At 65.2% G+C, this 18,822-nt stretch carries 31 protein-coding genes; 27 read left to right on the forward strand and 4 right to left on the reverse strand.

Annotated elements, in window-relative coordinates; genetic code table 11:
* Window positions 1-188: hypothetical protein (locus VB716_RS10415; RefSeq protein WP_323270402.1), on the forward strand; the 188-nt coding region annotated here is incomplete at its 5' end.
* 2 nt (window positions 189-190) lie between these two features.
* Here the strand turns inward: VB716_RS10415 and VB716_RS10420 are convergent.
* Complete coding sequence (locus tag VB716_RS10420) at window positions 191-1,486, reverse strand: hypothetical protein (RefSeq protein WP_323270403.1); 1,296 nt, start codon at window positions 1,484-1,486, stop codon at window positions 191-193.
* Window positions 1,487-1,511: 25 nt separating this feature from the next.
* Window positions 1,512-4,001 (reverse strand): polysaccharide biosynthesis tyrosine autokinase, encoded by a 2,490-nt coding sequence (locus VB716_RS10425; RefSeq protein WP_323270404.1) that lies wholly within the window; start codon window positions 3,999-4,001, stop codon window positions 1,512-1,514.
* A 96-nt stretch (window positions 4,002-4,097) separates the two neighbouring features.
* Between VB716_RS10425 and VB716_RS10430 the strand changes: the two genes are divergently transcribed.
* The 12 genes from VB716_RS10430 (at window position 4,098) to VB716_RS10485 (ending at window position 10,239) form a co-directional block, all read left to right on the forward strand.
* Window positions 4,098-5,207 (forward strand): polysaccharide biosynthesis/export family protein, encoded by a 1,110-nt coding sequence (locus VB716_RS10430; protein ID WP_323270405.1) that lies wholly within the window; start codon window positions 4,098-4,100, stop codon window positions 5,205-5,207.
* A gap of 13 nt (window positions 5,208-5,220) precedes the next feature.
* A complete protein-coding gene (locus VB716_RS10435) occupies window positions 5,221-5,685 on the forward strand; it encodes a dual specificity protein phosphatase (RefSeq protein WP_323270406.1) in 465 nt (154 codons plus the stop codon).
* A gap of 365 nt (window positions 5,686-6,050) precedes the next feature.
* On the forward strand, window positions 6,051-6,296 hold the full coding sequence (locus VB716_RS10440; protein ID WP_323270407.1) for a FitA-like ribbon-helix-helix domain-containing protein: 246 nt from the start codon (window positions 6,051-6,053) through the stop codon (window positions 6,294-6,296).
* The gene (locus tag VB716_RS10445) at window positions 6,297-6,686 is read left to right on the forward strand and encodes a type II toxin-antitoxin system VapC family toxin (RefSeq protein WP_323270408.1); all 390 of its coding nucleotides are present in this window, start codon (window positions 6,297-6,299) and stop codon (window positions 6,684-6,686) included. It abuts the gene before it with no gap.
* Between the two features lie 85 nt (window positions 6,687-6,771).
* Window positions 6,772-6,981 (forward strand): hypothetical protein, encoded by a 210-nt coding sequence (locus VB716_RS10450; RefSeq protein ID WP_323270409.1) that lies wholly within the window; start codon window positions 6,772-6,774, stop codon window positions 6,979-6,981.
* Between the two features lie 201 nt (window positions 6,982-7,182).
* A complete protein-coding gene (locus tag VB716_RS10455; protein WP_323270410.1) occupies window positions 7,183-7,464 on the forward strand; it encodes a hypothetical protein in 282 nt (93 codons plus the stop codon).
* A complete protein-coding gene (locus VB716_RS10460) occupies window positions 7,458-7,889 on the forward strand; it encodes a type II toxin-antitoxin system VapC family toxin (protein WP_323270411.1) in 432 nt (143 codons plus the stop codon). Before VB716_RS10455 ends, VB716_RS10460 begins: the two co-directional genes overlap by 7 nt.
* 140 nt (window positions 7,890-8,029) lie before the next feature.
* Window positions 8,030-8,233: a type II toxin-antitoxin system prevent-host-death family antitoxin gene (locus tag VB716_RS10465; protein WP_323270412.1), complete on the forward strand. Its 204-nt coding sequence runs from the start codon at window positions 8,030-8,032 to the stop codon at window positions 8,231-8,233.
* A gap of 72 nt (window positions 8,234-8,305) precedes the next feature.
* A complete protein-coding gene (locus tag VB716_RS10470; RefSeq protein ID WP_323270413.1) occupies window positions 8,306-9,190 on the forward strand; it encodes an ABC transporter permease in 885 nt (294 codons plus the stop codon).
* Between the two features lie 157 nt (window positions 9,191-9,347).
* The gene (locus VB716_RS10475) at window positions 9,348-9,623 is read left to right on the forward strand and encodes an AbrB/MazE/SpoVT family DNA-binding domain-containing protein (RefSeq protein WP_322757205.1); all 276 of its coding nucleotides are present in this window, start codon (window positions 9,348-9,350) and stop codon (window positions 9,621-9,623) included.
* A complete protein-coding gene (locus VB716_RS10480; RefSeq protein WP_323270414.1) occupies window positions 9,608-10,015 on the forward strand; it encodes a type II toxin-antitoxin system VapC family toxin in 408 nt (135 codons plus the stop codon). The genes VB716_RS10475 and VB716_RS10480 overlap by 16 nt, the downstream gene beginning before the upstream one ends.
* Complete coding sequence (locus VB716_RS10485; protein ID WP_323270415.1) at window positions 10,012-10,239, forward strand: hypothetical protein; 228 nt, start codon at window positions 10,012-10,014, stop codon at window positions 10,237-10,239. The genes VB716_RS10480 and VB716_RS10485 overlap by 4 nt, the downstream gene beginning before the upstream one ends.
* 287 nt (window positions 10,240-10,526) lie before the next feature.
* Here VB716_RS10485 and VB716_RS10490 read toward each other — a convergent pair whose 3' ends face one another.
* Both VB716_RS10490 and VB716_RS10495 read right to left on the reverse strand, forming a co-directional pair.
* Window positions 10,527-10,739 (reverse strand): type II toxin-antitoxin system HicB family antitoxin, encoded by a 213-nt coding sequence (locus tag VB716_RS10490; RefSeq protein WP_323270416.1) that lies wholly within the window; start codon window positions 10,737-10,739, stop codon window positions 10,527-10,529.
* Window positions 10,736-10,960: a type II toxin-antitoxin system HicA family toxin gene (locus tag VB716_RS10495; RefSeq protein ID WP_323270417.1), complete on the reverse strand. Its 225-nt coding sequence runs from the start codon at window positions 10,958-10,960 to the stop codon at window positions 10,736-10,738. Before VB716_RS10495 ends, VB716_RS10490 begins: the two co-directional genes overlap by 4 nt.
* Before the next feature lie 162 nt (window positions 10,961-11,122).
* Between VB716_RS10495 and VB716_RS10500 the strand changes: the two genes are divergently transcribed.
* From VB716_RS10500 to rfbF, 14 genes are all read left to right on the forward strand, one after another.
* Window positions 11,123-11,338 carry a type II toxin-antitoxin system HicB family antitoxin gene (locus VB716_RS10500; RefSeq protein WP_323270418.1) on the forward strand — a complete coding sequence of 72 codons (216 nt, stop codon included), beginning with the start codon at window positions 11,123-11,125 and terminating at the stop codon, window positions 11,336-11,338.
* Window positions 11,335-11,559 carry a type II toxin-antitoxin system HicA family toxin gene (locus VB716_RS10505; protein WP_323270419.1) on the forward strand — a complete coding sequence of 75 codons (225 nt, stop codon included), beginning with the start codon at window positions 11,335-11,337 and terminating at the stop codon, window positions 11,557-11,559. The genes VB716_RS10500 and VB716_RS10505 overlap by 4 nt, the downstream gene beginning before the upstream one ends.
* Before the next feature lie 478 nt (window positions 11,560-12,037).
* Window positions 12,038-12,253: a type II toxin-antitoxin system HicB family antitoxin gene (locus VB716_RS10510; protein ID WP_323270420.1), complete on the forward strand. Its 216-nt coding sequence runs from the start codon at window positions 12,038-12,040 to the stop codon at window positions 12,251-12,253.
* Window positions 12,250-12,426, forward strand: a complete 177-nt coding sequence (locus tag VB716_RS10515; RefSeq protein WP_323270421.1) for a type II toxin-antitoxin system HicA family toxin — start codon at window positions 12,250-12,252, stop codon at window positions 12,424-12,426. The genes VB716_RS10510 and VB716_RS10515 overlap by 4 nt, the downstream gene beginning before the upstream one ends.
* Window positions 12,427-12,477: 51 nt before the next feature.
* Window positions 12,478-12,645: a hypothetical protein gene (locus tag VB716_RS10520; RefSeq protein ID WP_323270422.1), complete on the forward strand. Its 168-nt coding sequence runs from the start codon at window positions 12,478-12,480 to the stop codon at window positions 12,643-12,645.
* Window positions 12,646-12,975: 330 nt separating this feature from the next.
* Window positions 12,976-13,197 (forward strand): ribbon-helix-helix protein, CopG family, encoded by a 222-nt coding sequence (locus tag VB716_RS10525; protein ID WP_323270423.1) that lies wholly within the window; start codon window positions 12,976-12,978, stop codon window positions 13,195-13,197.
* Window positions 13,175-13,384 (forward strand): hypothetical protein, encoded by a 210-nt coding sequence (locus VB716_RS10530; protein ID WP_323270424.1) that lies wholly within the window; start codon window positions 13,175-13,177, stop codon window positions 13,382-13,384. The genes VB716_RS10525 and VB716_RS10530 overlap by 23 nt, the downstream gene beginning before the upstream one ends.
* 32 nt (window positions 13,385-13,416) lie before the next feature.
* Window positions 13,417-13,698 carry an MbcA/ParS/Xre antitoxin family protein gene (locus tag VB716_RS10535; RefSeq protein WP_323270425.1) on the forward strand — a complete coding sequence of 94 codons (282 nt, stop codon included), beginning with the start codon at window positions 13,417-13,419 and terminating at the stop codon, window positions 13,696-13,698.
* On the forward strand, window positions 13,682-13,900 hold the full coding sequence (locus VB716_RS10540; RefSeq protein WP_323270426.1) for an RES domain-containing protein: 219 nt from the start codon (window positions 13,682-13,684) through the stop codon (window positions 13,898-13,900). Before VB716_RS10535 ends, VB716_RS10540 begins: the two co-directional genes overlap by 17 nt.
* Window positions 13,901-14,135: 235 nt before the next feature.
* Window positions 14,136-14,603, forward strand: coding sequence for an antitoxin Xre/MbcA/ParS toxin-binding domain-containing protein (locus VB716_RS10545; protein ID WP_323270427.1), 468 nt, complete (start codon window positions 14,136-14,138; stop codon window positions 14,601-14,603).
* On the forward strand, window positions 14,600-15,070 hold the full coding sequence (locus VB716_RS10550) for an RES family NAD+ phosphorylase (protein WP_323270428.1): 471 nt from the start codon (window positions 14,600-14,602) through the stop codon (window positions 15,068-15,070). The genes VB716_RS10545 and VB716_RS10550 overlap by 4 nt, the downstream gene beginning before the upstream one ends.
* Before the next feature lie 36 nt (window positions 15,071-15,106).
* Complete coding sequence (locus VB716_RS10555) at window positions 15,107-15,616, forward strand: hypothetical protein (RefSeq protein WP_323270429.1); 510 nt, start codon at window positions 15,107-15,109, stop codon at window positions 15,614-15,616.
* Window positions 15,617-15,908: 292 nt separating this feature from the next.
* Window positions 15,909-17,570, forward strand: coding sequence for an ABC transporter ATP-binding protein (locus VB716_RS10560; protein WP_323270430.1), 1,662 nt, complete (start codon window positions 15,909-15,911; stop codon window positions 17,568-17,570).
* 10 nt (window positions 17,571-17,580) lie between these two features.
* A complete protein-coding gene (gene rfbF, locus VB716_RS10565; protein ID WP_323270431.1) occupies window positions 17,581-18,357 on the forward strand; it encodes a glucose-1-phosphate cytidylyltransferase in 777 nt (258 codons plus the stop codon).
* Window positions 18,358-18,822: the final 465 nt, after the last annotated feature.

Genomic DNA, 18,822 nt, shown 5'->3' on the forward strand with positions numbered 1-18,822 from the left:
CGGCCGAGGCGGTGGCCCTGCTGCTGGAGCTGGTGGCGGCCGGGGCGGAGGCCGGGGCTCTGCGGCAGGACCTGGCGGAGCAGGCCCGTCTGTTCAGCGCCCGCGAGGATCAGGCCTGGCAGGAGGGCGTGGCGGCTGTTGTGGAGCGGCTGGGGCTGGCGCTCAGCGGCGCCGGAGCTGCTGCATAGGGTCAGAAGCGGATATTGATCATTGAGCGCAGATAGAAGAGGGGCCGGGTGGTGATGGCATCGCCCATGTCGCATTCGCGGCAGGCGGGGATGTTGACGTTCTTGCCGTAATCGCTGTTCTGGATCAGGTTGCCGATGCCGGGGGTGATGGTCCAGCCCACCTCGCGCAGCGGTTGCCAGCTGACCGACACATTGAGGTTGCGGCCGGTCCATTCGGTGATCAGGTTCAGCTGATCGGTCACGGCCAGAGCCACGGAGCCGATCGGATAGAACCTGCCCCATTCGGTGCCCTTGAGAAAGGCATCACGGGTGCGTTCGGGCGAGCAGGCGGTGAACCAGCAGCCGGCATCCTTGGCGGCCTGGATCTGGGAGCTGATCACCTGATCCAGGGGGCGGAACTGGCCGTTTCCGGCCCCCACGGTGAGGTAGAGATCGGGGAACCAGCGCACCGACTCATCGAAGGGATCGGTGGGTGGCTCGTTGAGCTGGATGCGATGGGAGAGCACCCCGAAGGCACTCTTGGGCCGGTCGGCGAAGGTGTTGCGGGAGCCGCCCCAGCGGATCAGGCCTTCGGCGCCGATCTTGAGGGCGGTGTTGGGGCCGAAGTTGCGGCTGATCGCAAAACCGGTCTGGTTGCCATTGAGGAAATTGTCGTTCTGGGCGGCGCGGATGGTGTTCTGGGTGAGCTGGGTGATCAGCACCGACACGGCCCGATCGGGATCGCCGAAGCCGATGTAGGAATCCATCACGGCTTCGGCGGCGTTGCGCAGGGAATCGAGGGTGATGGTGGGGTAGTTGATGCACTGCTTCGATTCGATCGTGCAATCGGAGCCGGAAAACCCCACGCCGGCCATCAGCCCCTTGGGCCCGAAGGCCATGGGCACGATCGTGCTGATCGAGGGATACCAGCGATCCCCGCGGTAGAGATCGCGGAAGCCGCCGTAGGTGGGCAGGGTGGGGGCTGCGGCCACGGGGATGGGCTCCGGTTCCGGTTCGCCGGCGATCGAGCCATCGGGCAGCACCTCGATGTGCTCGCCAGCCACCACCGGCTGCCAGGCCGGAGCCGCGGGCGCCGCTGCCCCAGCTGGTGTTGCCGCCGTGTCAGGCGTTGGGGTGTCTGCGGCCTGGGGCACCACCGGCACGGCTTCCCAGCGCAGGCCGCTGGCCACGGGGGGAGGAGGGCCGGGCATGGGCTGCCAGACCAGCTGGGCCCGGGAGGGCAGAGCCAGGGCCACGGCGCCCAGAGCCAGAGCGCGCAGGCCGAGGGGCAGGGCCCGCTGCAGCAGGGATGGCTGCATCTCACTACCCCACCGCTGCCCCATCTCAGCGATCGATCCAGCTGATCAGCCGCTGGCCGGCGCGGCGCAGGGAGCGGACAGGGGCGCGGTGCGTGCTCCTGGAGGCGGCTTCCCCCTCTTCCCCTTCGGCAGCTGACGCGGCGGCGCCGTAGTAGGCCGCGGCGGTGAGGGTGTCGTAGCCGCCATAGCCATAGCGCCCATAGCCATAGCGCCCATAGCCATAGCCGTAGCGGCTGCCGGCCTCGCTGCGCTGCTTCACGGCGTTGGTCACCAGGCCCAGCAGCGGCACACCGGCACTGCGGATGCGGGCGATCGCTTCCCGGGGCAGGTCGCGATCCACCTTCTCGAGGCTGACCAGCAGCAGCAGGCCATCGAGATGTTCCGCCACCAGGGCGGCATCGGCCAGGCCCAGCACCGGCGGGGTGTCGTAGAGGATCAGATCGAAGCGATCCGAGTCGGCCAGGTCGTCGATCAGCTGGCGCATGCGGGCGGAGCTGAGCAGGCGAGCCGGATCGGGGGGGCGGCGGCCCGCCGTGATCACCTGCCAGTTGTCGTGGCCGGGCACCGGCCGAAGAAGGGAGCTCCAGTCGGCGGTGTCGCCGGTGAGCAGATGGCTGAGGCCGAGCAGGTTGTCGAGCCCGAGGCGGGTATGCAGCTGGGGTTTGCGCAGATCGGCATCCACCAGCAGCACCCGCTGGCCCAGCTCGGCCAGGGTCTTGGCGAGCAGCACGTTCACCAGGCTTTTGCCCTCGGCCGGCAGGGAGCTGGTGAGGGCGAGGGAGCGCAGCGGTTGGTCGGTGTTGAGGAAGCGGAGGCTGGTGAACAGGTTGCGGAAGGCCTCCTGGTAGAAGAAGCGCTGATAGCCGAGCTGCTTGCTGTCAGCGGCGGTCTTTGCTGCGGTGGCTGCTGCAGCGGATGGGGTGGCGGCGGAGCCCGTGGCGATGGCCGGAACGATCTCCTCGAGCATGAAGCGGCTGTCTTCGCGCACGCCGCGGAACAGGGGGATGTGGGGGATGTGGGCCAGGAGGGGCTCCTGGAGGGTGTCCTTCACCTCGGCCGGGCTGCGGTAGACGTGATCGAGGCGATCGCGCAGCACCCCCACGCCCGCTCCGGCGGCGGCGGCAAGCAGGGCGGCCTGCAGCAGACCCTTGGACAGGGAGGGCTCCACGGGCACGGGATTCATGCGGGCCGGAGCGATCACCCGCCAGGGCACGGTGCGCTGGGCCAGCTCCAGCCGGAAGTTGGAGCGGGTGGTGCTGAGGCCACTGAGGTTGTCGAGGGCGAGCTGCAGCCGCTGCTCCAGTTCCTCGTATTCGCGGATCAGCTGGGGCTGGCGACGGAAGCTGCTGGTGAGGGCCGCCAGCTGGCTCTGGTTGGCGACGCTGGCCTGCCGGTTGAGGGCCAGGGCCGCATCCACAGCCTCCAGCTGGCTGCTGCGCACCTTGCGGTTGAGGCCTTCGCGGCGGGCCTGGAGGCCCTGCACCCGATCGGATTGGGGGGTGAAGCGGGCACGGGCTTCGGCCAGCTGCTGATCGAGCTGCTGGAGCTGCTCGAGCCAGGGCTGGCTGCTGGCGGCCACCGAAAGGCCACTGCCCGAACCACCGCTGGAGCCGCCGCTGCTGCCCGCAGAACCACCGGAGCCGCCGGCCCCGATCGCCTCCTGAAAGCCCTGGGCGGTGAGGGTGCCGTTGCGGATGGCCTGGCTGGTCTTGAGCAGGCGGTTGCGCTGATCCTCGAGGCTGCGGCCCTGGGCCTCCAGCGCCAGCATCTCCTGCTTGATCGCCTCGCCTTCGGCGGTGGGTTCGAGCAGGTCGTAGCGCACACGGAAGGCGGCCCGCTCGGCCTGGAGGCGATTGGCGGTGTTCTGCAGGGCGGGGGCCTGGCGATCGAGAAAGCGGAGGCCGTCCTGGAGCCGTTCCTGGCGTTGCTCGAGGGAATACTGCAGGTATCGGTTGGCCAGCTCCTCCAGCAGGGTCTGCTCCTGGACGGGATCACGGCCCGTGAGGCTCACCTTGAGCACCCCTTCGGCATTGTTCTCGCGGCCGGTGCCGCCGGTGCGAATGCTGATGCGACCCGCCAGGGCCTCGGCGGTGAGATCGTGGCGTTCGGCCAGGCCCTGGAGCAGGAGGGGGCTGCGCAGCACCTCGATCAGGGTGGGGATGTCGTTGCTGGTGGTGTTGCGGGCGAGGGCCTGAAACGTGGAGGCGGAGCCCGAACCCTGGCCTGAAGACGACGACCCCTCCCCGCTCACCGGATCGGTGATCAACAGATCGAAGGAGCCCTGATACACCGGGAACAGCAGCCGCTGCCGCACGGTGAGGCCAGCGGCGATCAGAAACACCACGGCGCTGGTGAGCAGCACCAGGCGGTGGCGGCGGCGCAGGGCGGCGAGGATCTCGCGGGGATTGAGGCCCTCACGGTCGCCGTCTGCCGGGCTCTCGCCGAGCGGCACCAGGGGAAACCCCTGGGGAATGGAGAGGGTGGGCGGGGTGCCACGGGAGGTCAGGTTGGTCATGGCAGCCAGCCTGGCCAGGTCTGCTGAAGGGTAGGGAGCCCCCCTGGCCGCGGCTAGACGGCCATGGGACACTTCCGGCAGTTTCTGGCTCGATCCGTGCGACCCATTGCCCTGGCTCTGGCGATCGCGACGGGCCTGAGTCATCCTGCTGCCGTGCTGGCGCAGGTACCCGACGCTCAGCCGCAAGCCCAGGCTCAGGCTGCTGATCGGCTCGAACCGCCGGCTCCGCAGGCCAATCTGCAAGACGACGCCTACATCCTCGGCCCTGGCGATGGCCTGGAGCTGAAGCTGTTCGATGTGCCGGATCTGTCCGGTCCGCTCGATGTGCTCAACGACGGCACCGTGAGCCTGCCGCTGGTGGGCAGTGCGCGGGTGGTGGGGCTCACCCTGTCGCAGGCGCACCAGTGGCTGCTCACCCTGTACCGGGCCCAGCTGCAGCGGCCGGAGCTGCAGCTGCAGGTGGTGCGGCCGCGCCCCCTGCGGATTGCGGTGGTGGGCGAGGTGGAGCGGCCGGGGGTGTACACCCTCACCACCAATGAAACCTCCCAGACCGAAGGGGCGCCGGCCGCGATCAGCGGCCTGCCCACGGTGGTGGATGCGATCCAGAAGGCCGGCGGCATCACCCTGCATGCCGATCTGCGCCAGGTGGCGCTGCAGCGGCGGCTGCCGGGGGAGACACCCAGCTTCAAGCGGGCCTCGCTGAACCTGATGGATCTGGTGATGGCCGGCGATCTGCTGCAGAACCCGCTGCTGTTTGATGGCGACACGATCCGGGTGCCGAAGGCGCAGGAGCCGGTGCCGGAATCGATCGAGCTGGCGGCCACCAACCTGTCGCCGCAGCAGATCAACGTGAATGTGATCGGTGAGGTGAAGAGCCCGGGCCGGATCCCGCTGCCGGCCAACACTCCCCTGGTGCAGGCGGTGCTGGCAGCAGGGGGGCTGGAGACCTGGCGGGGCAAGAAGAGCGACATCCAGCTGGTGCGGCTGAACCGCAACGGCACCGCCACCCGTGAGCGTTTCAACCTGGATCTGAGCCAGGGCGCCTCGAATCCGAAGAACCCGCCCCTGCGCGACAACGACACCGTGATCGTGAGCCGCAGCTCCCTGGCGGTGCTCTCCGATGCGATCGGCGCGGTGAGCACGCCGGTGTCGGGGCTGGTGAATGTGTGGAGCCTGTTCCGGCTGATCTCCGATACCAACAACTGAGAGGGGCAACCGAATGGGGCCAATCTCCGGCCGGTTTCGGCTCACCTGGGTGTTGCGCGAGGAGCTGGCGATCGGGCCGGGGCCCTGGGCGGATCGCCATCTGCTGCGGCTGCAGCAGGAGGGGATCCGTGGGGTGCTCAGCCTCTGCGCCTGGGAGGAGCTGCCGCCGCCGGCCGGGCTGCGTGAGCAGTTCCACACCCGGCGGGTGGTGCTGCCGGATCACCGCAGTGGCCGCTGGCCACGGCCGGAGGACCTGGAGCAGGCCCTGGCGGCCCTGGCCGACCTGGCGGCGCAGGGGCCGGTGTTTGTGCACTGTGTGGCGGCCCGGGAGCGCTCGCCGCTGGTGTGTCTGGCCTGGCTGATGCGGCACAGGGGCCTGAGCCTGCAGCAGGGGCTGGATTACCTGCTGCAGGTGCACCCGGGAACCAGCCCGCTGCCGCAGCAGCTGCGGGCGCTCACCGGTCTTTTGGAGGCGTGATCGCTAGCATTTGCCTGCGGTTTGCTGTATATTCAACCCATGGCCACCTTCGGGGGGTTCAGGGTCAGATGGCTGGTGTTGATCAGGTCGGCCCATTATGCAGATGATGCATAGTTGCGTCATCTGCATAGGTTTTTGCGTTATCTCTGTCTCTCCAACTCTGAAATTCAGCAGCACACTGGAAGGCCATCAGCACACTGGGGGGCATCAGCGCACTGGAAGGTCAGCAGCACACTGGAAGCATCTGTGGCGTTACCGGGAGCTGTTCGCGATCCTGGGCTGGCCAACGAGCCGAACGCCCTCCCCGTGCCAGAGCCATGCCTGCGGAATGCATGTAAAATGCACGCAACCGGTACGGGGATCGAATGGCCACGCTGCAGATCCGCGATCTCCCCGATCCGCTGCACCATCTGTTGCAGCTGCGGGCTCGCCGTAACCACCGCAGCCTGAGCCAGCAGGCCCTCAGCGATCTTCAGCAGGCCTGCGGGGGAGATCCGCGCGAGCGGCGCCGGCAGGCCCTTGCCGATCTCCAGGGTTTAGCCGATGAGCGAGGCCGGCAGCGCTTCGATCCGGCGCCTGAGGAGCTGATCCGTCAGGACCGATCCCGCTAGATGGCCAGCCTTGTTCTCGATGCCTCTGCCGTCGTGCGGATCATTGAAGGAGCTGAGCCAGCGGTGCGTTTCCAGGAGGCTGTGCTGAAGGCCGATCTGGTGCTCGCTCCTGAGCTGATGCTTAGCGAGGTCGCCAATGCCCTCTGGCGGCTGCAGCGTGCTGGCCACCTGGAGGCAGACGGGCTGCAAGAGCGCCTGAGCCGCGCTGCCGAGCTGGTGGATGTGATTGAGCCCGACCGCCACCTGCAGGCAGAGGCGCTGGCGTTGGCCTGCCATCTGGATCACCCGGTCTACGACTGCCTCTATCTGGCCCTGGCTCGCCGCGAAGCAGCCGTGCTGCTCACCGACGATCAGCGTCTGCAGCAGCTGGCTGCGCGTGTTCTCCCCTGAACGTGTCTTCATGACCCCTCACCCCCCTGCAGGAGCGAGCCGAGCCTGAAGCTGCAACGCCAGCCCCATCCCCACCCATGACCTGATGCCCGCCATCCGCACCCGTTCCGGCAGCACGCCCAGGTCCACCAGCTCCCGCGACCCCGCCAACCAATGGCTGGTGCTCGAACCGAACCGGATCGAGAAGCAGTATTGGAAGGATCTGTGGCGCTACCGGGAGCTGTTCGCGATCCTGGCCTGGCGCGACATCACCGTGCGCTGCTGTTGCCCTGGCAGTTCTTCAGCACGGCGCTGAGCAGCTGCTCCGAGTCCTGGCACGCGCGCTGGTGCAGGACGATCCAGACCAAGCGAGTGCGCGCCATCGAAGCGCTGCTGGCCAGCGCCAGCGTGAGATCTGCAGCCAGCTCGGCTTCTGGCTGCAGCCGGAGAACCGGTGCACCTGCTTCATTAGTACTGTTCTTGGTACTACGCTGGACTCTTCAGTGATCGCTGAGCTATGGATCAGCAGAACACACTCACCTCAGCTGAGCTCAAGCGCCGTGGGATCGCAGCGATTGAGCAGGCGCTGCAGCATGGCCCGGTCCATCTGTTGAAGCGCAACCGATCTGCTGCTGTGGTGCTGAGTGAACAGCACTACCGCCAGCTGCAGTTGCAGGCCTCACGAGCTCCTGTGACCAAAGCATCGGCGTTGCAGTGGCTGCTGGCCCTGCCGCCATCCACCAGCCCACGCAGCAAGGCTGAGATCGATGCGGAGCTGGCGGCCGAGCGCGAGTGGTGATTGCCTTCCTCGATGCCAGCGCATTGATCTATTTGGTGGATGGTGAGGCCCCATGGGCCGAAGCCACCCGGGCAACCCTGCAGCATCTCGCCGTCGAGGCACCTCATCTCGCACTGGCCGTGGGCCGCCTCAGCCTGCTGGAGTGCCGTGTTGCTCCGTTGCGGCGGGGCGATCAAGCCAGCCTGGATCGTTTTGAGGCGTTGTTTGCCCAGCCGGATCTGCTGGTTGTCGAACTGAGCGCCGCAGTCGTTGAACGGGCGACGCAGTTGCGCGCTAACCATGGGCTGCGCACTCCGGATGCCCTGCAGGCGGCATGTTGCCTGCAACTGGGGCCTGATGCCGTGATGATCACCGGTGATGCCGGCTTTCATCGCGTGCAGGGGTTGCAGGTGCGCCTGATTGCCTGCTCCTCACCCTCGATCTGATCCGAATGGCAGCGCAGTGAACTGGTGATCCTGGTGGTGCCATCGGCCATCGCCGCGAGCTCTGGCTGTAGCGGCCAGTGAAGATCACCGCCGACACCAATCCCGCCGCTAGCTTGGTCATCTGACCAACCATCCACAGGATGCGAACAGTCAGCGTGGCCCAGGTGAAAGCCCAGCTTTCAGCCCTCCTGGATGCCGTGGAATCCGGTGAAGACGTGCAGATCACCCGGCGCGGTGTGCCTGTAGCCCTGCTCACCCGGGCGGCCACAACCAACCAACCCCTGCACAAATGGATTAATGCGGCGACCTTGCTGCAGGAGCTGCGGGAGGGGGCTCGCTATTGAGGCGCCTCTACCTCCAACGCCATCACCCCGGCCTGAGGCTGCCTCTCCAACCCCATCCCCACCCATGACCTGATGCCCGCCATCCGCACCCGTTCCGGCAGCACGCCCAGGGCCACCAGCTCCCGCGACCCCGCCAACCAATGGCTGGTGCTCGAACCGAACCGGATCGAGAAGCAGTATTGGAAGGATCTGTGGCGCTACCGGGAGCTGTTCGCGATCCTGGCCTGGCGCGACATCACCGTGCGCTACAAGCAGACCGTGATCGGGGTGGCCTGGGCGCTGATCCGGCCGTTCCTCACGATGCTGGTGTTCACGGTGATCTTCGGGCGGCTGGCGAAGCTGCCCACGGAGGGGGATGCGCCCTACGCGATTCTGGTGTTTTCAGCGCTGTTGCCCTGGCAGTTCTTCAGCACGGCGCTGAGCAGCTGCTCCGACAGCCTGATCAGTAACGCCAACCTTCTCACCAAGGTGTATTTCCCCAGGTTGATCGTACCGGCGGCGGCGGTGATCACCAGCTTTGTGGATTTTCTGATTTCGTTTGCGATCCTGGCGGGGTTGATGCTCTGGTTCCAGTGGTGGCCGAGCTGGCGGCTGCTCACGTTGCCGTTGTGGGTGGCGGTGGCCTTTGCCGCGAGTATGGGGGCGGGGCTGTGGCTGGCCAGCCTGAATGTGCAATACCGGGATTTCCGCTATGTGGTGCCGTTTCTGGTGCAATTCGGCTTGTATGTGAGCCCGGTGGGATTTTCCAGCGCGATCGTGCCGGCCAAATGGCAGCTGCTCTATGCCCTCAACCCGATGGTGGGGGTGATCGAAGGTTTCCGCTGGGCGATCATCGGCCAGGGTGCCGCCATCAACCCCCTGGGATTCAGCCTGTCGATGGCGATCGTGGCACTGCTGCTGGTCACGGGAGTGCGTCAGTTCCGGCGGATGGAGCAGCGATTTGCGGATGTGATCTGACTGCACCATCATCTGGACGTCATGACATGGCCCGCCGTCAGGCCCTCGCTGACCTTCTTTCACGACCTCGATGGGCCATCCCCCATGGCCCAGGCGCCGCCGCTGTCCATCGCAAGGCAGAACTGCCTTACAGTTGGGCCAAGGACACTCTTTCGGCATGGCGACCCGTCAGGCTTCATCTCGTGGTGCATCACTCACGGTCACCAGCAAGGGCCAGGTGACCTTGCGCAAGGAGCTGCTCGCCCATCTCGGCGTTGAGCCCGGCCAGCGGATTGATGTGGAGGTGCTGCCCGGGGGGCGATTGGAGCTCCATGCTGAACAGGCGACCGGCACGATCGACGGTTTTATCGGTCTGCTGGCTGGGCGCAGCAGCCATCGGGCCAGCTTGCGGGAGCTCCAGGACGCCATGGCGGCTGGTTGGGCTGGCCGGTGAAGATCACGGCCGATACCAACGTCCTGGTACGTGCGCTGGTGCAGGACGATCCAGACCAAGCCAGTGCCGCGAGCGCCCTGCTGGAGCGGGCGGAATTGGTGGCGATCCCCCTCCCTGTGCTGTGCGAACTGGTGTGGGTGCTGCGGCGGGTGTATCGCTTCAGCACCAGCGACTGCATCGGCGCCATCGAAGCGCTGCTGGCCAGCGAAAGTGTGCGGACTGATCGCCCAGCCGTGCGTGCCGGGCTCCAGCTTATGGCGGCCGGCGGCGACTTTGCCGATGGCGTGATCGCATACGGCGGACGCCAGCTGGGCGGCCAGCAGTTCGTCACGTTTGACCGAGACGCAGCACGGCTCCTGGCAGCAGCCGGTGAGCCGGTGCTTCTTCTTTGATCTCTTCCGTTGTGGTGATCCGGCAGGTCTCGATCTCAACCGGGGTGGCAGCCGGGCTCGGGTGTTCGACGGTCTGGATCGACCCCGTGTTTGTGTTCACCGGCACGCTGCTGAGCCAGGTGCTCACCGGCACGGCTGTGGGCGGCTCAGCGGTTCTGCTGCTGCTGGTGTGGATGGTGGACCGGCTGGTGATGCCGACCCTGATCGAGCGGATCAGTGCCTGATGTGTCTGCTGATGCGCCTGTTGCTCGACACCCAGGTGATGCTCTGGTGGCTCCTCGTTGGCCGCCAGCTTGGGGCCGACCAACTGGCGTCCTTGCTGGCGGCCGAGCGCGACTGGTGATTGCCTTCCTCGATGCCAGCGCCTTGATCGATTGGGTGGAGGGTGAGGCCCCATGGGCCGAAGCCACCCGGGCAACCCTGCAGCAGCTGGCCGTCGAGGCAGCTGATCTCGCACTGGCCGTGAGCCGCCTCAGCCTGCTGGAGTGCCGTGTTGCGCCGCTTCAGAGACCTACACGCTCACCATCTCCACCGAACTGCTGGAGGCCGGAGCCACGAAGCCATCGCTGGCCAGGCCCTCCAGGTGAAACTGGATAGCAGCTCGGATCTCCACCAGCACGGCCTCGCGGCTGGAGGCAGCGGCCACACAACCCGGCAGGTCGGGCACGTAGGCCGAAAAGCCGCTGCCAGCCGGTTCAATCACCACGGCGTAGGTGTGCTTCATCGAAGGGGAACTCCAGACTGCCTTTCAATGCTGCGCAGGGTGCCGGGCGCCAGTTCATCACTGGGCATTCCCGCCACCGTAACCCTGTCGGGCCGGATCGGATGCTTGAACTGCCGGTGGCTTCCGCAGGTCGCCATCAGGAACCAGCCGGCCGCCTCCAGCCGCTTGATCACCTCACCAACCTTCACCCATCCGCCCATACAGCTCTCTGGCCAGGCCAACACAGGAGGGCACTTGGGGGCACTTGGGGGCATCCGTGAGATCACGGATTGTTTGGGCATGGAGGGTCTTCCCCCTCAGCCGCCGCCTGCCAACGAGGCTCCACACGCACCAAGCCCCGCACGGTCTGCAGCCCTAACCTGAGTTCATCGCCAGTACAGGCCATGACGCGTCAGTTCAATGTGGTGGTGGAGCGCGACGCGGAAGGTTTTTTCGTGGCCACGGTGCCGGGCCTGCCGGGCTGTCACACCCAGGCACGATCTCTGGATCAGCTGATGGAACGCGTGCGTGAGGCGATCGAGCTCTACCTCGAAGTGGAAGGCGAGCCCGGCGGGGAGCTGGATTTTGTGGGGGTTCAGCGCGTCTGCGTGGAGGCATGAGCCGCCTGCCAGCATTCACTGGCAAACAACTGGTCGCTGTGCTGCAGCAGTTGGGGTTTGAAAATCTCCGGGTGAAAGGCAGCCATCACTTTCTCCGCCATCCCGATGGCCGAACCACGGTGGTTCCCATCCATGCCGGGGAAACGATTGGCCCTGGATTGCTGAACAGCATCCTGCGCCAAGTGAAACTCTCGCGCGACGATCTGCAGCGCTTTCTCTGAGCCCACCCACGCCACATCTGGTGTCTGCAATCCCCAAAATTTGTAGGCGTCTTGGAGGGGCTCCCCCAGGGTTCATTAGAAGTTAGGCAGAATTGAGTGCCTGGGTGGGATCTCGCCATCCCAGCAGTGCCAGCAGTCCAGGGATGTCATGGGCCAGTACCAGGAGTTCTCGATCGACCAGCGATCTCTCACGTGCTGCAGCAGGGTCTTGGCCGTGGTCCTGAGACTTGTGACGTCGTAGCGGATCTCCGCTGCTGCTGCTGGTGGTGTGGATGGTGGTCCGGCTGGCGATGCCGATCCTGATCGAACGGATGAGTGCCTGAGATGAGCGACGTTCTGGTCAACGTTGACAACGTGAGCAAGCGGTTCTGCCGCAGACTCAAGCGTTCGCTCTGGATTGCCGTAGACCAGCCTGGGGCAGCTACGGTTCATGAACAGATCAGCTTGAAGGATGATGACGCCTGCTGAGAGCAATGCAATGAGTACAACCGATCGGGTGCCGGCAGGGGAACCGTTCACGTATTGGCGAGAATCCGACGGCCAATTTCTGGGTTTTCTGAATGCATACCCCGACCATTGGACGCAGGGTGATGATCTCGACGATCTGAAAGCCCAGTTGTTAGACCTTTATCATGAATTCTCCAAAGAAGACCTGCCAGGAATCCGCAAGGTGGGCTCACTTGTCGTGGCTTGAAACGAACTGACCTGATCAGAGAACTGGAGAAAGCTGGTTGCGTGCTCCTCCGCCATGGCGGACGGCATGACATCTTTCACCAGCCACAGACTGGACGTACCCAGCCTGTGCCTAGGCACCGTGAGATCAACGAAATCCTGGCAAGGAAGATCCTTCGCGATCTCACGAACTGAACGTCCGCCTCTTCACAGACGCCACCCCCGTCAAGCCCCTGCCTGCCTGAGATGAGCGACGACGCACTGCTCAACGTCGACAACGTGAGCAAGCGGTTCTGCCGCATCCTCAAGCGTTTGCTCTGGACCGGCCTGCAGGACCTGCACGGCGGCATCCCACCTCTTCCTCTCCAACCTGCAAGCCCACCGCCATTTCTGGCTAAGCTGGCTCATCACTGAGCCGATGGACGAGCAGGTGAACATGCTGGATGCCGCCTTCGCCTCGGCAAGTTGGATCTGACACCGACCTGCTTGCGCATGAGATTGAAACCGCCCAGCTGCCCCTGGTGCATCACGACCCCTTTGATCGCCTGTTGATTGCCCAGGCGCGGGTTGAGGGGCTGATGGCCGTGTCATCAGATGGTCCTGGCCTGGCTACGACGTGTCGCTGCATCGCGTCTGAGCAATGTCCCCCTGAGCCGCCAACGAGCTCACCCTCAACCGGGCGCCTCACGGGCAGGTGCCCGTAGGTAATGTCACTGACATCACCGTGATCTCGCGGGGTTTCCCATGATCCAGGTCACGGCCCGCCTCCCCGACGCCCTTGGTGCTGAGCTGGATGCGGCGGCCCAGCAACTCAACCGCTGTCGGGCCGACATCATCCGCCAGGCCATCGAGTACTACCTCGACGACATCGAGGATCTGCGCTGCGGCGTGGCAGCCCTGAAGGACCCTGCCGACCCTGTTCTCGACTGGGCTGAGGTGCGGGATGCGCTGCTCGCTACGGATTAAGCGCTCAGCCGCCAAGGCACTCGCCGCGCTCCCCAAGGCCGATCGGCTGCGGGTGGTTGAGGCGATCGACTTGCTCTGCGACACCCCAGCTGCCGGTTCCGCACTCAAGGGTGAATTTGAAGGATTGCGCCGCTTGCGGCCGTTCTGGAGCGGCGTCAGGAAGCCTCGGCCGCTGATGCTCACCTGATCGCCGAAGCCTGCCTGCGGGCGGCAGCTGAAGTGAGCCTGTCCAAGGAGGAGTTGGGCGCGATCGTGGGGCGGCACCGCACCAGCCTGGAGCGCAGCGGCCTGCCGCCCCAGAGCAAGGAGGGGCAGCTGGGGCTGCTGTTTCTGCGGGTGATGCGCAGCCTGGATGCCCTGACGGGCTCCGATCCGGAGCTGATGCGCCACTGGCTGGAGCAGCCCAATCACCACCTGGGCGAGCAGGCGCCACGCCAGTTGCTGGCCTCGGTGGAGGGCCTGGCGCGGGTGGCGGCCTATCTCGATGCTATGCGTGCTTGAGGCCCATCTCCAGCCGCTGGCGGGCGCGGTGGTGCGCATCACCCCCTTTCGCTATCCGCCCTTGCGCAGCGGTTCCCGTTTCACAGCAGCAGACCAGCGGGAGCTGTTCTATGGCGCCAGGGGCCTGGGCACGGTGTTGGCCGAGCGGGCCTTCCATGCCCTGCGGTTTCTGGAGGGTTCACCCTGCCGGCCCGCAAGGTGATCCAGCGCGAGCAAACGTCGTTTCAAGTAGAGAGTGATGTGCAGCGCGGCCTGCAACTGCAGCACTGCCTGAGCGTCGCAGACCTGGCGGCGGTGACTGATCCGTGCAGTTCCTGGTGGAGGGCCGCTGGCCTGATCCTGGTGCGAGCTGATGAGCAAGCCCAGCCGCGTCTCATCCGACTATGTCATTTGGAGCTAGCATCACTTCAAATGACAGCAACCGGAGCGCTCAGTCTTTGACGTCTTCGATCCCCGTCCCCGCGCCTGAAGCAGCCCAGGAAGCCAGCCTGAATCAGTCCTTCTGGCAACGCGCTGCCGAGCTCGGCGCCCTGGAGGAGCAGCAGCGCTTGGCAGCGATTGAGCAGGGCTGGAGCAGCAACTGGCTGGCTGCCCTCCGGCAGCACCTGCATCTCAAGCCGGCAGACCTGGAGCCATTGCTGGCCCTCTCGGAGGCCACGATGGCCCGCCGCAGCCGCGAGCAGGCGGCGCTGGATCTGGTGGCTTCTGAGCGGCTGGACCGTCTGGTGGAGGTGATCAGCCTGGCCTACGGCGTGTTTGAGCAGCCCGCCAGCACCGAGGCCTGGCTCAAGGCACCCCACCCGCTGCTGCATCAGGCGAGCCCACTGCAGCACTGCCGCACGGCGATCGGCGCGGGCCAGGTACGGCGGCTGCTGCAGGCGCTGGAGCAGGGCGCCCCGGTGTGAGCGAGGGTGTGATTCGGGCCTGGCGGCTGAGCAAGGCCCGCTACGCCGGTGATCTCACGGGCCAGGGAGCGGCCCGCGATGGTCAGCGCTGGAACCAACCCGGGCAGCGAGCGGTGTACCTGGGGATGACACCCGACATCACCGTGCTGGAGGTGTTGGTACACCTCAACGGCGTGCTCAGCGCTCCGCTGGTGCTGTGTGGCTACGACGTACCCGATACGCCGGGCCTGATCGCCGAAGCCGATCCCAAGGCTCTCCCGGAGGGCTGGAACGCCATCCCTCACGGGCAGGCCAGTGCAGGCTACGGAGGCGACTGGTTGCAGGCCGGCCAGCAGCTGGGCCTGGTGTTGCCCTCGGTGGTGGTGCCCCAGGCCCGCAACCTGCTGCTCAACCCCCTGCACCCAGCGATGGCGCAGGTGGCGCTGGTGCACCAGGAGCCCTTCCAGCTAGATCAAAGACTGGCCTGACCCACTCCCTGTCTTCATGACCCCCAACCCCCCTGCATGAGCGAGTCCGACGTGGTGATCCGGGTGGAGGGCCTGGGCAAGACATACGCCCTCCACCACGAGAAGAGTGAGCGCTACACGGCCCTGCGCGATGTGGTGGCCCGCCAGGCCAGGGCGGCCGGCCGGCTGCTGAACCCCTTCACCCTGGCGGGGCAACTGCGCAAGGCCCAGCGCCAGGCGGCAGTGGAGCGGGCCGAGAGCGAGGGGGAGTTCTGGGCGCTGAAAGACGTGAGCTTCAGCCTCAGCCAGCAGGCCCTTGAGATGGCCAGCGTTGTTCTGGATGCCTTAGCGGTGGTGCGCATCCTCGAGGGTGCTGAGCCGTCGGCGACCTTTCAACAGGCCGTGCTGAAAGCTGATTTCGAAGTGCCCTCAGCCCGTGCCCCGCTGGAGCCTCCCTGTGTGGGTGTGCTCACCCCAAGCAGCGTTTGCCAGCACCTCGTTCGACCTTCGGGACTGGGCGGTGGAGATCCGCCCCGATGGGGTGACGTTTGCCTCGTTTGGCCTTAGCCAGGTGGTCACGCTCCTGCGGGAGCAGTTCCTGGTGGAAGGCCGTTGGCCTGATCCTGTAGCGAGCTGATGACCGATTCCGATGTGGTGATCCGGGTGGAGGGCCTGGGAAGGAAGTACGCCCTCCCCGTGGTACCGGTAGCCAAACGACTAGAGCCCGATCGCCATCCTTGTTTTGGTCACAGATTCGTCCACTAATCAAGCGCCGCCCTGTCTGCGCCGTGAATTTTGCCGGCTGTGGACGCAGCTAAGCCAAAATCGCCGGCGCCAGCTGGCGGCTGTGGCTGCAGTGATGCTGGCCAGCTCGCTAGCGGAGATGCTGAGTCTGGGCACGGTGGTGCCGTTTCTTGCGGTGCTGGCCGAACCCGAGCGTATCTGGGGTACGGGCAAGGCCCAATGGCTCGCGGGCCTGATGGGTTGGCAGCAGCCAGGGGATCTGGTGCTGCCCCTGTGCCTGGCCTTTGCGGGGGCGGCGTTGCTGGCCGGTGCCGTGCGGCTGCTGGCGCTGCGGGGCACGATCGCCCTGGCCAATGGCATCGGCTCGGATCTGAGCATTGAGGTGTATCGGCGCACGCTGTATCAGCCATATGCGGTGCATCTGCAGCGCAACAGCAGCGACACGATCAGCGCCATCGCCAACCAGGTGGATCAGGTGGTGGGCATGCTCAATGGCCTGCTGCAGCTGCTCACCGCTGGGCTGGTGAGCCTGGGGCTGGTGGCCTTGCTTCTCTGGCTGAACCCGGGGATCACGCTGGCGGTGGCGGCCGTGGTGGGCGGTGGCTATGGGCTGGCGATGGCGTTGAGCCGGCGGCAGCTGCAAAGGCTGGGGCCGGCGATCCTGCGGGATCAGGCCCAGCTGATCCGCAGCCTGCAGGAAGGGCTCGGCGCCATTCGCGATGTGATCCTTGATGGCACCCAGCCGGCTTATGCGGCTGTTTACGGCCAGGCCGACCGGCGGCTGCGGCGGCATCGCGGCATGGGCCAGTTCACAGCCTTAGCGCCGCGCTACGGCATGGAGGCGGTGGGTCTGGTGGCGATCTCCCTGGCGGCGATGGGGTTGATGGCTGGACGGGCCGGTTTTCTAGGGGCCTTGCCTCTACTGGGGGCCCTGGCCTTGGGAGCCCAACGGCTGCTCCCTTCGCTGCAGCTGATCTACAGCAGCTGGAATGGTTTCCGGCTGAACCTTCCAGCGCTGACTTCTGTCTTGGGCTATCTGGAGCAACCGGTGGCTGAAGCCGACCTGGCTTCCGCACCGACACCCTTAGCGTTTAACCGGGAGATCCGGCTGGAAGGAGTGAGCTTCCGCTATGGCCCGGGGTTGCCCTGGGTACTGCGCGATGGTGCTTTGACCATCCGCAAAGGGGAGCGGATCGGGATTGTGGGCGAAACCGGCAGCGGAAAGAGCACCTTGGTGGATCTGCTGATGGGCCTGCTGGAGCCAACGACCGGTGCATTGCTGGTGGATGGTGAAGTTCTGCGGGGCGAGCAGCTGCGGCGCTGGCGCGGGGCGATTGCCCATGTTCCCCAGAGCATCTTTCTGGCCGATGCCTCGATCGCCGAGAACATCGCCTTTGGTGTGCCCAGAGACCAGCTCGATCCACTGCGGCTGGCGCAGGCGGCGCAGCAGGCCCAGATCGCCAGCTTCATCGCCACGCTCCCCCGGGGGTATGACACGGCGGTGGGCGAGCGGGGGGTGCGGCTGAGCGGCGGCCAGCGCCAGCGAATCGGCATTGCCCGGGCGCTGTACAAACATGCGTCTGTGCTCGTGTTTGATGAGGCGACCAGTGCTTTGGATCAGGCCACCGAAACTGAAGTGATGACAGCGGTTGATGAACTCTCGCCTGATCTCACAATCGTGATGATTGCGCATAGGCTGAGCACCCTGGAGCGCTGTGACCGAATTGTGCGCGTGAGCCAGGGCTGTCTGCAGACCGTGGAACCGATTCAGCGATGAAGAATCAGCGATGAAAGCCGTGATTCTGGCGGGCGGCCTGGGCACCCGCCTCAGCGAGGAAACCCATCTCAAACCCAAGCCCATGGTGGAGGTGGGCGGTAAACCGATCCTCTGGCACATCCTCAAGATCTACAGCCACTTCGGGATCAATGAGTTCATCATCTGCTGCGGCTACAAGGGTTATCTGATCAAGGAATACTTCGCGAACTACTTCCTGCACACCAGTGATGTCACCTTCCACATGGACATCGACAATCACATGGAGGTGCACCAGCGTAAGAGCGAACCCTGGAAGGTAACGCTGGTAGATACGGGTGATGCAAGTCAAACCGGCGGCCGATTGGGCCGGGTGCGCCCTTATCTCAATGGCAGCAGTTTTTGCTTCACCTACGGGGATGGGGTGGCGGATGTGGATGTGGGGGGTTTGATTGCGCACCATCAGCGCGAAGGCAAGCAGGCCACGCTCACCGCTGTGCAGCCCCCGGGGCGTTATGGGGCGCTGCATCTCGATGGCCATGCGGTGGTGCAGTTTCAGGAGAAGCCTGATGGCGATAACGCCTGGATCAACGGCGGTTTCTTTGTGCTGGAGCCCAGCGTGCTGGATCTGATCGAGGGCGATCAAAGCAGCTGGGAAGGTGATGTGCTTCCCAGGCTGGCTGCAGCAGAGCAGCTGAGTGCCTACCGGCATCCGGGTTTCTGGCAGCCGATGGACACCCTGCGCGATCGCACCCGGCTGGAGGAACTGTGGGCCAGCGGCCAGGCTCCGTGGAAGCTGTGGCAAAAATAAATAAAGTCAGCTAATTAATGGTAGAAATGGCTTGATTGAACATGTTCTCGTCTTCCTGGGTGCCAACTTGTGATCAAAGGGTATTTGCGTGACCGAGTATTTCCTCTGGCAAGCCGCTGCCAGGCAGCCTTGCCTAGCGAAACAGTATTTAGATCTGTGTATTTTCATCACATCGGGAAAACTGCAGGAACGTATCTCCACAACATAATCACTCAAGCTTTGCCTCGCTGGTGCTGCCTGCCAAGAGGCGGTCTTGATGCCTTTGCTCTACGCAATCTCCGCAATTCTTACAATGTAAAGGGTCATTTCCCTTTTCAAGTGCGTGGCTTAATGAGGCACCCAAATCTGCTAATTGTTGCCACGAGAAATCCTATTGATCATTTCCTCAGCGCTTGCAATCATTTGTTTAGGACAGAAGGAATGAGCGGTCTTCTCTTCCGTGAGAGGGGGGCACCCTTTGCGATC

Source organism: Synechococcus sp. CCY9201 (assembly GCF_034931105.1).
Taxonomy (GTDB): Bacteria; Cyanobacteriota; Cyanobacteriia; order PCC-6307; family Cyanobiaceae; genus CBW1002.

Coding starts and splice junctions, on each gene's coding strand:
- VB716_RS10510 (WP_323270420.1), top strand. CDS start 12,038: ATGAGTACAACCGATCGGGTGCCGGCAGGGGAACCGTTCACGTATTGG.
- VB716_RS10505 (WP_323270419.1), top strand. CDS start 11,335: ATGAGCCGCCTGCCAGCATTCACTGGCAAACAACTGGTCGCTGTGCTG.
- VB716_RS10470 (WP_323270413.1), top strand. CDS start 8,306: ATGCCCGCCATCCGCACCCGTTCCGGCAGCACGCCCAGGGCCACCAGC.
- VB716_RS10560 (WP_323270430.1), top strand. CDS start 15,909: ATGCTGGCCAGCTCGCTAGCGGAGATGCTGAGTCTGGGCACGGTGGTG.
- VB716_RS10530 (WP_323270424.1), top strand. CDS start 13,175: ATGCGCTGCTCGCTACGGATTAAGCGCTCAGCCGCCAAGGCACTCGCC.
- VB716_RS10475 (WP_322757205.1), top strand. CDS start 9,348: ATGGCGACCCGTCAGGCTTCATCTCGTGGTGCATCACTCACGGTCACC.
- VB716_RS10465 (WP_323270412.1), top strand. CDS start 8,030: ATGCGAACAGTCAGCGTGGCCCAGGTGAAAGCCCAGCTTTCAGCCCTC.
- VB716_RS10425 (WP_323270404.1), bottom strand. CDS start 4,001: ATGACCAACCTGACCTCCCGTGGCACCCCGCCCACCCTCTCCATTCCC.
- VB716_RS10420 (WP_323270403.1), bottom strand. CDS start 1,486: ATGCAGCCATCCCTGCTGCAGCGGGCCCTGCCCCTCGGCCTGCGCGCT.
- VB716_RS10540 (WP_323270426.1), top strand. CDS start 13,682: ATGCTATGCGTGCTTGAGGCCCATCTCCAGCCGCTGGCGGGCGCGGTG.
- VB716_RS10445 (WP_323270408.1), top strand. CDS start 6,297: ATGGCCAGCCTTGTTCTCGATGCCTCTGCCGTCGTGCGGATCATTGAA.
- VB716_RS10490 (WP_323270416.1), bottom strand. CDS start 10,739: ATGAAGCACACCTACGCCGTGGTGATTGAACCGGCTGGCAGCGGCTTT.
- VB716_RS10525 (WP_323270423.1), top strand. CDS start 12,976: ATGATCCAGGTCACGGCCCGCCTCCCCGACGCCCTTGGTGCTGAGCTG.
- VB716_RS10440 (WP_323270407.1), top strand. CDS start 6,051: ATGGCCACGCTGCAGATCCGCGATCTCCCCGATCCGCTGCACCATCTG.
- VB716_RS10435 (WP_323270406.1), top strand. CDS start 5,221: ATGGGGCCAATCTCCGGCCGGTTTCGGCTCACCTGGGTGTTGCGCGAG.
- VB716_RS10500 (WP_323270418.1), top strand. CDS start 11,123: ATGACGCGTCAGTTCAATGTGGTGGTGGAGCGCGACGCGGAAGGTTTT.
- VB716_RS10520 (WP_323270422.1), top strand. CDS start 12,478: ATGAGCGACGACGCACTGCTCAACGTCGACAACGTGAGCAAGCGGTTC.
- rfbF (WP_323270431.1), top strand. CDS start 17,581: ATGAAAGCCGTGATTCTGGCGGGCGGCCTGGGCACCCGCCTCAGCGAG.
- VB716_RS10555 (WP_323270429.1), top strand. CDS start 15,107: ATGAGCGAGTCCGACGTGGTGATCCGGGTGGAGGGCCTGGGCAAGACA.
- VB716_RS10455 (WP_323270410.1), top strand. CDS start 7,183: ATGGATCAGCAGAACACACTCACCTCAGCTGAGCTCAAGCGCCGTGGG.
- VB716_RS10450 (WP_323270409.1), top strand. CDS start 6,772: ATGCCCGCCATCCGCACCCGTTCCGGCAGCACGCCCAGGTCCACCAGC.